This window comes from Paraglaciecola marina, from assembly GCF_004360155.1.
Lineage (GTDB): Bacteria > Pseudomonadota > Gammaproteobacteria > Enterobacterales > Alteromonadaceae > Paraglaciecola > Paraglaciecola marina.
The window spans coordinates 398,821-411,711 of record NZ_ML178720.1; the positions used below are offsets into that span (position 1 = coordinate 398,821).

Consider the following 12,891-nt stretch of genomic DNA (forward strand, 5'->3'; position numbering starts at 1 on the left):
TTAGTCTAAGGCTATTTCACTCGACTACAAAGATATACACTGAATTGTGTAGTTTGCTCTATCAAGGTAACCATTTTAAAACGTTTTTCAAGTAATTCAGAGTATCTCAAAAACTTGTTAGCAACCAAGTTTAGGGTTCCGTCAGCAGCCAAATATTGTTTAACCTGTGATATAAAACTCTCCGAAACTGAATAATCGGTTTGAATTCCAGTATGAAAAGGAGGGTTTGTAAATACACTTGCAAACTTACCCTTTATCTCTGTTAAACCATTTGATGCGACTACCTCTACTTCTAGATCATTTAATCTAGCGCTTTCCTTAGAACAGTAAACCGCTAATGCGCTAACGTCACTCATTACAACTTGAGCCTTTGGATTTTTAAGCCCTAGAAAACATCCTATGACCCCTGCCCCACTGCCAAAATCAAGTACTCGTCCATTGGGAACTTTGATTTCACTATTCAACAATACACTAGTACCGTTATCGATTGAGCCATGGTTAAACACACCAGGTAACGAACAAATTTTATATTCAATGCCTGCTACTTCAATATCAAAAGCCTTTTGCCATTGTGTTAACTTAAAAGGTTTAATCTTTTTATCAATTTTTGCAGCAAACAACGCACAATGTCTGGCGGAGTCAATTTTATTCACTTGAGAACTCACAACTTCAAGCATCTTTGATGCGCTTTTTACACCCCCTTTATTTTCACCAACGAGCAATAAATCAGCACCATTTTTAAGGCAAGCAGCAATATTCGCAATCAACATTTTTGCTTGTTCTTTAGACTTTGGCATATAAATAACTGCCCCATCAAACTCATCCTTTGTGGGGTAAGAAGCAGCAAAAAGGTGCTTATCCTGCTGCCCATTGGCGCAACTGTTTTGATAAACATCAAAGTATTGATGAAAAACATGAAGCTCTACATTGTGTAACTGGGTACTAATATGACTATCTGTAGGGTTCACAAACAACCACTTACCTGTTTGAAAAACCTCTTTGCTACGCATTAGTAATTGACTAGGAGCAGATAACATTATGAAATTCTCTCAAACATTAAATCCCACACTCCATGTCCTAATCTGTGACCACGTTGTTCAAACTTTGTAAGTGGTCTTTGTTCTGGACGAGGCACATAATCATTCGTTTCTGACTGGTTCTTAAATCCTTCAGCTTCGGACATGACCTCTAACATATGTTCAGCATAATTCTCCCAATCGGTAGCCATATGAAAAACGCCACCGATTTCCAGTTTCGCTCTTAATTTTTGTACAAACTCACTCTGCACTATACGTCTTTTGTGATGGCGAGTTTTATGCCATGGGTCAGGGAAAAAAAGTTGTACTCTGGCTAAACTGTTATCTGCAACACAGTCAGCAAGTATCTCTGCTGCGTCATGTTCAAATAATCTTAAATTAGTTACGCTTTGCTCTGCTGCTTCATTTAAGCATGCACCCACGCCGGGCCTATGTACTTCAATTCCAATAAAGTCTTTTTCCGGCTCTTTAGCAGCCATCTCAACTAATGACTTACCCATACCAAAGCCTATCTCAAGAACAACAGGGGCTGAACGGCCAAATACTTCAGAAAAGGTTAATGACCCTGCTTTATGTTCTAACCCCATGGTGGGCCAATATTGCTCAATGGCTCTTGCTTGCCCTTGCGTAAGCCGCCCTTCTCGCTTCACAAAACTTTGAATTTTACGAATATAAACCCCTGACTTAGCGGCTTCTTCTTCAGACTTAAACTGACTCATGAATTTTTCTCTTATTAAAAAACGAATTGCTGTTTTAATTCAGCACTAATGTGGCGCATTATCCTTTCACATTTAAGGATTGCAAGGTTTCGCCAGTAAATATCATGCTATGAAATTGACCAGCTTTTGAGCTAGATTAATCGGCTGCTCTAAAGGCAGCATATGTCCTGCACCTTTAATTATTGTCACCTTTGCTTGTTGCAAGCTAGCAACTGCTCGCTCTATTTCGGTCAGCTTGACTAAATTATCTTGCTCGCCAACTACGAATTGTATCGGAAAACGACATGTTGCTAATTGAAGCACCAAGTTCTTTCTAACCTCAGTAGCGCTAAGCTGGGCCTCTAAAACGCCCATACCCAAATCACGTTCCATACTTTTCACTACATCCTTAAGAGCATTATCATTTTGATTAGCTTCATGAAAATACTTAACAAGATGTTTTTCACTAGAGCCTTTAAATTGTTTATTCCGTATTAATTTAAGGGTTTGCTTGCGCTGAGCCAAAACATCCCCAGGTAAGGCATTACAACTGCTACTAATTAAGGTTAAAGAAGCCACGCGAGACTTATGCTCAATCGCTGTTAATGCTGCAATATATGCCCCCATAGAGAAGCCTATTAAGTGAACCGGCTCGTCAAAATAGTCTAAACGATCAGCACTTAACATTCGCATTTGATCTAGATCTTGAGCCCACTGTAAAGGCACAAAGGCGCGTTTAGGGATATTCAGATGTTGCCAACAAGAATTAAATATTCGCTCATCACACAAAGTGCCCGGTAAAAATATTACAGGTGAGTTGATTTTATGCGGACTGCTACTAGGGTTTAACAAGAAAGTCTCGATTGATGTTTTTATCTTAGATTAAGGTATTATCCTGTAAATATTGTAAGAACAACAGTCGATAATTCAGTGTCCAAAAATAGTAGTCAGCCATTTAATCAAAACGTACTTACATGGTTTGATAAAAATGGCCGTAAAGATTTACCTTGGCAATCAACTAAAACACCCTATAGGGTTTGGGTGTCAGAAATAATGCTACAGCAAACCCAAGTCAAAACAGTGATTCCGTACTATCGTAATTTTATGGAACGCTTCCCCGATGTATTAAGTTTAGCTAATGCCCCACAAGATGAAGTTTTACATCTTTGGACTGGACTGGGATATTACGCTCGCGCTCGGAATTTACAAAAAGCAGCACAAGTCATTCGTGATGAATACCAAGGCAAGTTTCCTGAGGAGCTAGAACAAGTAATCGCATTGCCAGGTATAGGTCGCTCAACTGCAGGCGCAATATTATCTCTCGCCTGCCAACAAGCACACAGTATTTTAGATGGCAATGTAAAGCGAGTGCTGGCACGCTATTTCGCTATAGACGGTTGGCCGGGCAATAAAAAAGTAGAAACCGAGTTATGGCGCTACGCAGATGAATTAACCCCAGCCACCAGAACCGGCGATTACACCCAAGCAATGATGGATATGGGCGCTACCCTATGTACTCGTAGTAAACCTAAATGTGATAGATGCCCTGTGCAATTAGGATGCTTAGCCTTTGTGCAAGGTAGACAAACTGAGCTCCCCCATAAGAAACCAAAAAAGCAAATCCCTACTAAATCTACAATTATGTTAGTCCCCATGTGGCAGCAACAAGTATTAATTTATAAGCGCCCTCAAAGTGGTATATGGGGAGGATTGTGGGGCCTTCATGAAGTTGACAATGAAAGAATGGTAGAAAAGTTCACAACTAATTTAAAATTGGGAGAGATACAAGAACAGGCACTAGACCCTTTTCGTCATACTTTTAGCCACTTTCATTTAGATATTCAGCCAATTATATTGCACTTAAAACAACAACCCTCACACCAGATAATGGAAAACTCACAAATGTGGTTTGATTTAGCGCAACCACAAAGTTTAGGATTAGCCGCGCCAACCAAGAAACTATTTAGTACAATTGGCGCATCATTTTAATAAAATATGTAATAAGAGCATTATGAGTAGAACTGTATTTTGTCAACGCATGCAAAAAGAAACCGATGGCCTTGATTTTCAACTTTATCCTGGCGAACTAGGGCAGAAGATATTTGAAAATATTGGGAAAGAAGCATGGGCTGAATGGCAAAAGAAACAAACCATGTTAATTAATGAGAACAAGCTCAATATGATGGAGCCGACAGACAGAGCATTTTTAGAAACCCAAATGCAGGCCTACCTATTTGAAGGCAAAGAGCCAAACATTGAAGGTTACGTTGCGCCAAACAAGTAATTTAACTAAAAATTTCAACCTAGATGGCATTTTTTACAGTCAATTTGCTTAATCTATAAGCGATCTACAAAAATACCGGAAAAAGTGGTTGACTTAAAAGCCGTAAATCCGTTTAATACGCACCCACAGCGACACAGGCATACTTTTACAGTAGTTTGTTAGTTGAAGCCCAGATAGCTCAGTTGGTAGAGCAGAGGATTGAAAATCCTCGTGTCCTTGGTTCGATCCCGAGTCTGGGCACCATTATTACAGACAAACCCTAACCTTTTGGTTGGGGTTTTTCGTTTCTAAAGATTAATAAATTTTTACCCTATATCGCTTTATATACCAAACGTTTTTAACTAGGCTCTATGTCTAAATCAATACAGAAATTGATATCGCACTATATCAACCATTATCTCCCACTTAATTTAATTCAAGCCGTAAAATTTGATATTTCATTAGGAATATTTTTTCTAAATGGTTGTTCATAAAGCATTAGTGGTTATAATCTCCTACAGATTTTAAGGTTAATACGCCTGATTTGGAGAATTTTGTGAAATTTAAAGTTTTTTTATGCATTTGTGTGAGTGTATTTAGTATTTTTAGTGCTCAAGCTCAAGATATGACTGAAGATGATATAAAAGCTCGTATCGAGCCTGTAGGCAAGGTACATATTGCCGGTGCAAAAGCTGAAGCAGCTTCAAGTGGCCCACGCTCTGGAGCAGACATATATGCCAAGACTTGTGTTGCTTGTCATAGTATAGGTGTTCTAGGTGCTCCAAAATTACAAGACGCTGCAGATTGGAGTCCCCGCTTAGAAAAAGGTTTTGATACAGTTTGGCAAAATGCTATCAATGGTATCGGTGGCATGCCACCCAAAGGCACCTGCAATGACTGTACTGACGATGAGATAAAATCAGCAATCGAACATATGATTGATGGTATTTAAAATCGCCATAACTGAACAATCTATTGTTTAAAATAAGGCCACCTTGGGGTGGCCTTTTTGATCCGAATAGTTTATTTTTACGGGATAACTAAAAAAAATAAATCAACAAAGCTAAGCTTACTAATAAAACTCAATGAACTCTGAAAATGTTGCCAATGAATTGTCGCTAGAAGAACTGCGTGAGTTAGTTCCTCAATTGCAACAAATCACCAAAAAATACAAACGCTCTGAAAGAATTCAGAAGTCCTTGTTTGATATTTCAGAGTTGGCAAGTTCGATTAATGAATTATCTAGTTTATATCCTGCCATACACGAAATCATCAGCGATTTCATGCCCGCTAAAAGCTTCTTCGTGGCTTTTTATGAAGAAGAAAACGAGCTAATTGACTTTGTTTACTTTGTTGACGAGTTTGACGAACAAGTCATTCAAAAAGTATCTGCGGAAGAGCTAAAGCACAGTCTTACTGGCCACCTTCTACGTACTGGTGAACACCTTTTTTTAACTAGAGAAAATCGACAAACCCTATTAAATAACTCTTCTATTAAGAGCATGGGGGCTGACTCTGTAGATTGGGTCGGAGTTCCTCTAAAGCGTGGTTCCCAAGTAATTGGCGCCATAGTGGTACAAAGTTATGACGAAACCGAACGTTATTCCCAAGAAGACTTAGAGTTATTGTTATTTGTATCACAACATATAGTGAATTGCTTAGATCGCGTTAAAAGCAGAGAGTTGACCGAAAAAACGATTCGCCAACGAACCAAGCAAATGCGGCAAATCAATGAAGAATTACAAGAAGAAATAAGCGAGCGACAAAAAGTTGAGGCGTTGCAGCAAGCTCTGTTTGAAATTTCAGAGTTATCAGCTTCAATTGAAGGCAATATGGATGATTTTTATCGCACTATCCATGACATTTTATCGAGATTGATTGGTGCTCCAAATTGTTATATCGCATTAGTAGATAATGATAATAAAATACTACATTTTCCTTATTATAAAGACGAAGTGTATCCACAAATAAAATCAAGGCCCTTAGGATTAGGTGTTACTGAGTATATTATTCGTAATGGCAGTGCAGAATTAATAGACCCAACTAAAGTAAAACAATTAGCCGCCAATAATGAACTCGCAGTTGATACTGCTAATAGTATTAGTAAAAAAATGACTTCATTGATTGGTGTTCCATTAGTAGTAGATGGCATCATTTTAGGTGTTATAGCCGTACAAAGTTATGGCAACGAAAAACGATATAACCTACGGGATTTAGAATTTTTACGGTATGTGTCTCATCATATAGCCGTTGCTTTAGAGCGAAAGAAGTACTCCGATAATATCCAAGCCTATAACCAACGTTTAGCCAATGAAGTAAAACAACGCACCGAAGAACTCCATACCACAAATGCCTTTTTACAAAAACAAATAGAAGAACGTAAGCAGGCACAACTGCAACTTGAGCATGACGCCCACCATGATTCCTTAACCGGATTAGCAAACCGAACATTATTTAACACTCGATTAGATTTAGCCCTAGCTAGTAAAAAGCGTTATGCATCACATAACTATGCAGTGATATTTATCGATTTAGATAGATTTAAGCAAATCAATGATTCTCTTGGGCATTATGCTGGTGACGAGTTCCTAAAAGAAGTCGCTCGTCGTATAGACTCTTGTATTCGTGGGCATGATTTATTAGCACGTTTAGGTGGGGATGAGTTTGTAGTCTTGTTTGATAACTTTGAAACGGCTACAGATATTGAAGAAATTGCATCAAGAATTATTAAGTCAATAGCCCAACCATTTAATATTGAGAACAAAGATGTTTACTCTGGTGCCAGTATTGGTATTGCTTCAATCGAAAGTGGTTATCAAAAGGCTGACGAAGTATTAAGGGATGCTGATGCCGCAATGTATCAAGCAAAATCACTGGGACGTGGCCGCTATATTATTTTTGATAAGACCATGCGTGAAAAGTTACTTGAAGAGCTTGAAATAGAAAGCGCTTTTAGAAAAGTACTCAATGCAGATGCTTTTGAAAATTATTCACAGCCAGTATTTGATCTACAAAACAAACAAGCTATCTATTCCGAATGCTATATTCGTTGGGAACACCCCACCTTAGGTAGAATTAAACGAGAGCAATACTTCCAACTTGCAGAGCAAAGTGGGTTAACAGTAGAGATGGATAAATTCATGTTAAACAAAGCATGCAATATTCTTCGCTACTGGGGGCAAAGCAATCTAAATAATGCTCATCAAAGAAAAGTAGCAATCAACCTTTCTATACACCACTTAACTCAAACCTGCCTAGCTAAATCTTTGGTGGAATATATTAAAAGCTGTGGTATTGAACCAAACAAATTAGTATTTGAATTTGATGAAAATGCGCTCAATCGTAGCTCTTTGTTGTTTTTACCTGCTATTAAAGTATTAAAACGTGCCGGCATCACCTTAGTGTTAGATAATTTTGGTAGCGGGCTGGCTTCCTTAAGCTACTTATACACCTATCCATTTGACTACGTTAAGGTTGATCATCTTTTTGTAAAAAGTTTAACTCGATCTGAACGCAATTTAAAACTGTTAGAATCATTGAGAGCTATTTCAGGACATTTAAACTTTAAACTCATTGCAGAAGGTATAGATACAGAAGAACAATACCAAGCATTAGTTAATGCAAAATGTGAGTTTGGGCAAGGTAAATACTTAGAAGCCTCAAGTAAAATTGATTTTGCTCAGAATTTAGACAAAGCAATTTAAGCTTCAGAAGTAATACCTCTAACTTAGGGGTTCCGTTATTTATTCCCCATTAAGTTACGTAAATTAGCAATACCCACTTGAGACTTTTTCTGTCGTTCTTCAGCAGATACCTTAACCTTTTTCTCTTGCCACACTAAATCATCTTGGGGTAACTCATAAAGAAAGCGGCTTGGTTCAGGGTTGATCACTTCACCATATTGCCTACGCTCTTTAACCAAAGTCATAAAGAGTTCTTTTTGAGCCCTAGTAATACCAACATAAGCTAAGCGCCTTTCTTCATCGATATTGTCTTCATCTATGCTACTTTGATGGGGTAATAAACCTTCTTCCATTCCCACCATGAAGACATTAGGGAACTCTAAGCCTTTAGACGCATGAAACGTCATCAGTTGTACCTGATCAGCTTCATCTTCATCTTCGCCTCTTTCCATCATATCTCTTAAAATAAAGCGATTAACCACCTCTTGTAGTGTCATAGGCGGTTCAAGCTCATTGCCCTCTAGCATGTCACTCATCCAGCCAAATAAAGTACTGATATTAGCCATAGCCATTTCAGCTGCTTTGGGGCTAGTACTTGACTCATAGAGCCACTCTTCATAACCCATGGTTTTTATCATTTCACGAATGGTTGCAATACCATCACCACGTACCACGCTATCTGATAGCTCTACAATCCAGCGACTAAACTGCTCTACAGCAACTAAGGCTTTTCCTGACAATACATCTTGCAGGTAGGGAGAAAATGCCGCCTCAAATATAGGGGTTTTATTTTGATTTGCGAGATTACCTAATTTTTCTAAACTAACTCTGCCAATTCCCCTAGTCGGCGTATTGATCACTCTAAGCAAGGCGTTATCATCATCTTGGTTCACCAATAAACGTAAGTAAGCCATGATGTCTTTTATTTCAGTACGCCCAAAGAAAGACATACCGCCACTTATCTTGTAAGGGATCCGATTGTTGGTTAGTACTTTTTCAAAGACTCTAGATTGGAAGTTGCCACGATACAAAATCGCATAATCTTTGTAGTCTGTTCGTTTCATAAATTTATGAGCCATTAACTCAGCTACAACACGCTCAGCTTCATGGTCTTCATTTTTAGCTGTGATCACCTGTAATGGTTCACCATAACCTAATTCAGAAAACAGTTTTTTCTCAAAAACGTGGGGATTATTTTGAATTAGGATATTGGCACAATGCAGAATTCGCTCTGATGAACGATAGTTTTGCTCTAGTTTTATAACCCGCAATTTAGGAAAGTCTGTCTGTAACAAAACTAAGTTTTGTGGTCGGGCACCTCGCCAAGAATAAATAGACTGGTCATCGTCACCTACTACGGTAAATCTAGCTCGCTCACCCACTAATAATCGCACTAGCTCATATTGGCTAGTATTGGTATCTTGATATTCATCCACCAGCAAATAGCGAATTCTGGTTTGCCACTTAATTCTAACTGATTCATTGGTTTTTAGTAACAGTGTGGGAAGTAAAATTAAATCATCAAAATCGAGGGCATTATAAGCACGTAAATGATTATGGTAACGTTGATAAAACTCAGCGTATTCCAATTCCCCAGGTGACAAGGTTTGACTCGTTAAATGCTCCGGCAGAATAAGATCGTTTTTCCAATTAGAGATACAGCTCTGTAATAATGACAACTGCTCTTTGTCACCATCTAATTCAACTTCCGTTAAATCCTTTAACAAGGACAAACTGTCTTTATCATCAAACAAAGAAAAGCCCGGCTTTATACCCAAGGATTTCACTTCAGATTTAATAATAGTGAGTCCTAGTGTGTGAAAAGTAGACACCTTTAAACCTCGGGCTTCCTTCTTACCAAGAGTCTGCCCTACCCGCTCTTTCATCTCTCGAGCGGCTTTATTGGTAAAGGTAACGGCTGCAATATATCTAGCCGGCATTTCACACTCTCGAACTAAATAAGCTATTTTATTAGTAATGACTCGAGTCTTACCGCTGCCTGCTCCCGCAAGCACTAAGCAAGGCCCAGAAATAAAATTAACGGCTTCATTCTGACCGTGGTTAAGTTTCATGCTAAATTAAATGCCTAAAGGAGATAAAGAATCAAAAAGATGATGATTATATTAAATAACGGGATTAACGCTTATTATATTGTTTTTTAGACTCCCGCCCCAATTAAATTTTATTAATGGATACTTTTTTATTAGTACACACCCAACTTAAAAACCGTTACGAGAGCCGCTATGTTAAACCCTAAAAAGTTAGAAGAACTTGCTAAACAAATTACTGAAGCCGTACCGCCAGGGGTTAAATCTATGGCTGAAGGTGCAGAATCTAAAGTAAAACAAGTATTACAAACCCAGCTTAGCCGTCTTGATTTTGTCAGCAGAGAAGAGTTTGACATTCAAAGTCAGGTATTAATACGTACTCGCGAAAAGCTTGAAGCCCTTGAAGCTCGTATCGCAGAGTTAGAAAAAACTGACTAAAGTTTTTATTGTGTTTTAGAGGAGTTAGCTTACTCCTCTATACTTACAGCCAATAATTGCAAACTATACCAATAGTGATAACCATTCCTACATAGTTATTATGTAAAAACCCCTTAAAACACAAGTCTCTATCTCTATTTTTGATAAGCCATTGTTGATAACCAAACAGGCCTAATGAGATGCCACAAGCCACAAAAAATGGCCAGCTAAAAGCTAAGCTTAGTCCAACTAACAATAACAACAATAGGCTGAACAATTGTAATAACCCTATGATTACTTTGTCATAGTTACCAAAGAATATAGCCGTCGATTTTATTCCTACTTTGATATCGTCTTCCTTGTCAGCCATGGCATACTGGGTATCATAGGCTACTGTCCAACATAAATTTGCTAAGTATAAAGCCCATACAATCCAACTTAATGACTGCTCTGATGCCACAAAAGCCATAGGTATAGACCATCCAAATGCCGCACCCAATACTAGCTGTGGAAAATAAGTGTAACGCTTCATGAAGGGATACAAGGTCGTTAATATCAAAGCACCAAATGACATAAACACTGTTTGCCAACTCAGCGTCAAGACCAAAGCCAAAGCCACCAACAATAACAAAATAAACAAACCTAAAGCCTGTTTGGCAGTCACCTCTCCAGTAACCAAAGGCCGAGTAGAGGTTCGTGCCACTGCACCATCGACTTTTCTGTCTGCATAATCGTTAATAACGCAACCAGCAGACCGCATTACAACCACACCTAGCACAAACACAATGAGTAAGTGTAAGTTTGGCACTCCCTCTGCAGCTATCCACAAAGCCCACAAGCAGGGCCATAACAATAAATAAATACCAATCGGCTTATCAGCTCGTATTAGTCGCCAATACCCACTCAATTTAGCCATTAAAAACATTGTTCCTTTATTTACTCTCAAATGAGAGTTTTCTATTATTGAGTGATCATAACAAGGGCAGCACATAGACTGAAGTAAATGCCAATCAAACTAAATCAAATTTAGTGCAAAGTGCGCACGGGTTTGAAGATTAGCTATTATGCTTTTCCTTAAAAGTTGATAGACTTCGCTTAAGATTGTTACCCAAAGAAAATTACCTAATATGAAAACATCACTGTTGATAATTGCCAGTTTATTAATTCTTATGGGTTATCAAAGCTCTACATTTGCACAAGAGCAAGCCCGAAAAACCTATGCCTACTTCAGCTTAGAGCCCGATATTGTCACAAACTTTATAAGCACTAATACGAGCTCAAGGAAGTTAGGGTATGTAAGGGTATCCATTGAGTTAATGTTAAATGACCCTGAATACCTTGAGGCGGCCGAACATCATTCGCCACTATTAAAAGCTGCTGTTATAGAGATATTTGGTCGTCAGAGCGCAGAAAAAGTAACCGCATTAACTGGACGTGAAGATATCCGTCGTACCTGTTTAGAAAAACTACGGGAGCTAATGCTTGAGGAAACCGGTTCTGAAATGATAAATGAAGTCATTTTTACTAAATATATTCATCATCAAGGTTAATTGTCTGATCGCCTCGAGGCTCTAAACACTAATATCCAAGCAAACAAACAACCACAAATGAGCCCTGCTGTATGGGCTATGTTGGCCATATGGACCGGTAATATATCCAAGTAACCTACCAATAACCAAACCAATAGAAAGCCCACCATAGGCTTGGGTAACGATATACCCCAAGATGGCTTTAACCAACCTAACCACCAAACACAACCAACCAAAGCATAAACTACCCCAGACAAACCACCAAAGCTGGGGCCGTTAACCATTAACTGAGCGACATTTGAAATAAGCGCAGACATGGTAAATAACAAGATTAAATAACTTGAACCAAAAGTATTTTCCAGTTGTTTCCCTAACATCCACCACCACAGTAGGTTAAAGGCAATATGCATAGCTGAAAAATGAATTAATGCAGGCCCTAACAATCGCCACCATTGACCATTTGCAACCAATTCTGAAAGAGGCTCAATTTGTAACCAAGCATAGGGTGCACTGATACCAATCATAGCTAAACAATAAATAACAATACAAACAACTAACACACTCGAGGTGAATGGCGATCGAATAAGGCTCAACAGTATACTATCAGCTGAAAATGACGGATCTTGATCCAAGGTTATCGACTCTCCTGCATGCCAAGCAGCAGTTTGGTACTTTGCATTACCTGGGTCTAATACGAACTCTTCTGCAATAAGTTTCGCCTTATCTAAATCGGCAGGGTCAGCCAACATAACACCATGGGCATAATCATTATCAAGCTTACAGTACTCCACTCTAATACCTTGCTCTTTCAAATAAAGGCTGAGTAGACGAGCTGGCTGTTCTTTAGAAAAAGCGACGAGTTTAGTGTGGGTATTCAAAAAACTTAACTTTCCTTTGATGTTTCAAATGGTTGTACGTGACGCCATGCTTCAAAGCCACCATCCAAGCTATACACTTCTTCAAAACCTTGATGTATTAGAAATTGCGCAGCTTGCTGACTACTATTGCCATGGTAACAACATACAATAACAGGGGTTTCAAACTCTACACTCGATACAAAACTATTTAAGGTTCCATTGGTTAAATGTATAGAATCTTTTATATGCCCTGCAGCAAAAGAAGCTTCATCACGTATGTCTACACATTCTGCCCCACCATTTGCCAACTTAAGTTGTGCCTCTTGTACAGAAATATGAGCGAATTGCTCCATTTAATT

Annotated in this window: 13 protein-coding genes and 1 tRNA gene; 7 read left to right on the forward strand and 7 right to left on the reverse strand. The window is 38.6% G+C overall.

Translation table 11 applies throughout. From position 1 onward, the window contains the following. Positions 1 to 11: 11 nt before the first annotated feature. The 3 genes from EOK74_RS01775 to EOK74_RS01785 form a co-directional block, all read right to left on the reverse strand. Positions 12 to 1,037, reverse strand: a complete 1,026-nt coding sequence (locus EOK74_RS01775; RefSeq protein WP_133468180.1) for a class I SAM-dependent methyltransferase — start codon at positions 1,035 to 1,037, stop codon at positions 12 to 14. Continuing rightward, a complete protein-coding gene (gene trmB / locus EOK74_RS01780; protein WP_133468181.1) occupies positions 1,037 to 1,756 on the reverse strand; it encodes a tRNA (guanosine(46)-N7)-methyltransferase TrmB in 720 nt (239 codons plus the stop codon). Before trmB ends, EOK74_RS01775 begins: the two co-directional genes overlap by 1 nt. 102 nt (positions 1,757 to 1,858) lie before the next feature. Next, a complete protein-coding gene (locus tag EOK74_RS01785; RefSeq protein WP_133468182.1) occupies positions 1,859 to 2,587 on the reverse strand; it encodes an alpha/beta fold hydrolase in 729 nt (242 codons plus the stop codon). Between the two features lie 78 nt (positions 2,588 to 2,665). On the opposite strand from EOK74_RS01785, the gene mutY reads away from it, so the two are divergent. The 5 genes from mutY to EOK74_RS01810 all read left to right on the forward strand — a co-directional run bounded on the left by mutY (position 2,666) and on the right by EOK74_RS01810 (position 7,702). Then, positions 2,666 to 3,724, forward strand: coding sequence for an A/G-specific adenine glycosylase (mutY, locus tag EOK74_RS01790; RefSeq protein WP_133468183.1), 1,059 nt, complete (start codon positions 2,666 to 2,668; stop codon positions 3,722 to 3,724). A gap of 22 nt (positions 3,725 to 3,746) precedes the next feature. Then, positions 3,747 to 4,019, forward strand: a complete 273-nt coding sequence (locus EOK74_RS01795) for an oxidative damage protection protein (RefSeq protein ID WP_133468184.1) — start codon at positions 3,747 to 3,749, stop codon at positions 4,017 to 4,019. 167 nt (positions 4,020 to 4,186) lie between these two features. Further along, positions 4,187 to 4,262, forward strand: a tRNA-Phe gene (locus tag EOK74_RS01800). Between the two features lie 292 nt (positions 4,263 to 4,554). Beyond that, positions 4,555 to 4,950 (forward strand): c-type cytochrome, encoded by a 396-nt coding sequence (locus EOK74_RS01805; protein WP_133468185.1) that lies wholly within the window; start codon positions 4,555 to 4,557, stop codon positions 4,948 to 4,950. A 133-nt stretch (positions 4,951 to 5,083) separates the two neighbouring features. Continuing rightward, positions 5,084 to 7,702 carry a bifunctional diguanylate cyclase/phosphodiesterase gene (locus tag EOK74_RS01810; RefSeq protein ID WP_133468186.1) on the forward strand — a complete coding sequence of 873 codons (2,619 nt, stop codon included), beginning with the start codon at positions 5,084 to 5,086 and terminating at the stop codon, positions 7,700 to 7,702. A 35-nt stretch (positions 7,703 to 7,737) separates the two neighbouring features. On the opposite strand, the gene rep is transcribed toward EOK74_RS01810, so the two are convergent. After that, a complete protein-coding gene (gene rep, locus EOK74_RS01815; RefSeq protein WP_133468187.1) occupies positions 7,738 to 9,753 on the reverse strand; it encodes a DNA helicase Rep in 2,016 nt (671 codons plus the stop codon). Between the two features lie 171 nt (positions 9,754 to 9,924). Here rep and ubiK point away from each other — a divergent pair, with 171 nt between their 5' ends. Beyond that, positions 9,925 to 10,167, forward strand: a complete 243-nt coding sequence (gene ubiK, locus EOK74_RS01820; RefSeq protein WP_133468188.1) for a ubiquinone biosynthesis accessory factor UbiK — start codon at positions 9,925 to 9,927, stop codon at positions 10,165 to 10,167. A 43-nt stretch (positions 10,168 to 10,210) separates the two neighbouring features. Here the strand turns inward: ubiK and ubiA are convergent, their stop codons facing one another. Next, on the reverse strand, positions 10,211 to 11,062 hold the full coding sequence (ubiA, locus tag EOK74_RS01825; protein ID WP_239023964.1) for a 4-hydroxybenzoate octaprenyltransferase: 852 nt from the start codon (positions 11,060 to 11,062) through the stop codon (positions 10,211 to 10,213). A gap of 211 nt (positions 11,063 to 11,273) precedes the next feature. Here ubiA and EOK74_RS01830 point away from each other — a divergent pair, with 211 nt between their 5' ends. Next, the gene (locus EOK74_RS01830) at positions 11,274 to 11,696 is read left to right on the forward strand and encodes a flagellar basal body-associated protein FliL (protein ID WP_133468190.1); all 423 of its coding nucleotides are present in this window, start codon (positions 11,274 to 11,276) and stop codon (positions 11,694 to 11,696) included. Here EOK74_RS01830 and glpG read toward each other — a convergent pair. Both glpG and glpE read right to left on the reverse strand, forming a co-directional pair. After that, a complete protein-coding gene (gene glpG, locus EOK74_RS01835; RefSeq protein ID WP_133468191.1) occupies positions 11,693 to 12,553 on the reverse strand; it encodes a rhomboid family intramembrane serine protease GlpG in 861 nt (286 codons plus the stop codon). The two genes, EOK74_RS01830 and glpG, sit on opposite strands and share 4 nt — an antisense overlap. A gap of 5 nt (positions 12,554 to 12,558) precedes the next feature. Continuing rightward, the gene (glpE, locus tag EOK74_RS01840; RefSeq protein ID WP_133468192.1) at positions 12,559 to 12,885 is read right to left on the reverse strand and encodes a thiosulfate sulfurtransferase GlpE; all 327 of its coding nucleotides are present in this window, start codon (positions 12,883 to 12,885) and stop codon (positions 12,559 to 12,561) included. Between the last annotated feature and the right edge of the window lie 6 nt (positions 12,886 to 12,891).

Excerpts from the sequence above, each read along its gene's own strand:
- EOK74_RS01775 (WP_133468180.1), bottom strand. The coding sequence starts at position 1,037 with ATGTTATCTGCTCCTAGTCAATTACTAATGCGTAGCAAAGAGGTTTTT.
- trmB (WP_133468181.1), bottom strand. The coding sequence starts at position 1,756 with ATGAGTCAGTTTAAGTCTGAAGAAGAAGCCGCTAAGTCAGGGGTTTAT.
- EOK74_RS01795 (WP_133468184.1), top strand. The coding sequence starts at position 3,747 with ATGAGTAGAACTGTATTTTGTCAACGCATGCAAAAAGAAACCGATGGC.
- EOK74_RS01810 (WP_133468186.1), top strand. The coding sequence starts at position 5,084 with ATGAACTCTGAAAATGTTGCCAATGAATTGTCGCTAGAAGAACTGCGT.
- rep (WP_133468187.1), bottom strand. The coding sequence starts at position 9,753 with ATGAAACTTAACCACGGTCAGAATGAAGCCGTTAATTTTATTTCTGGG.
- ubiK (WP_133468188.1), top strand. The coding sequence starts at position 9,925 with ATGTTAAACCCTAAAAAGTTAGAAGAACTTGCTAAACAAATTACTGAA.
- ubiA (WP_239023964.1), bottom strand. The coding sequence starts at position 11,062 with ATGGCTAAATTGAGTGGGTATTGGCGACTAATACGAGCTGATAAGCCG.
- EOK74_RS01830 (WP_133468190.1), top strand. The coding sequence starts at position 11,274 with ATGAAAACATCACTGTTGATAATTGCCAGTTTATTAATTCTTATGGGT.
- glpE (WP_133468192.1), bottom strand. The coding sequence starts at position 12,885 with ATGGAGCAATTCGCTCATATTTCTGTACAAGAGGCACAACTTAAGTTG.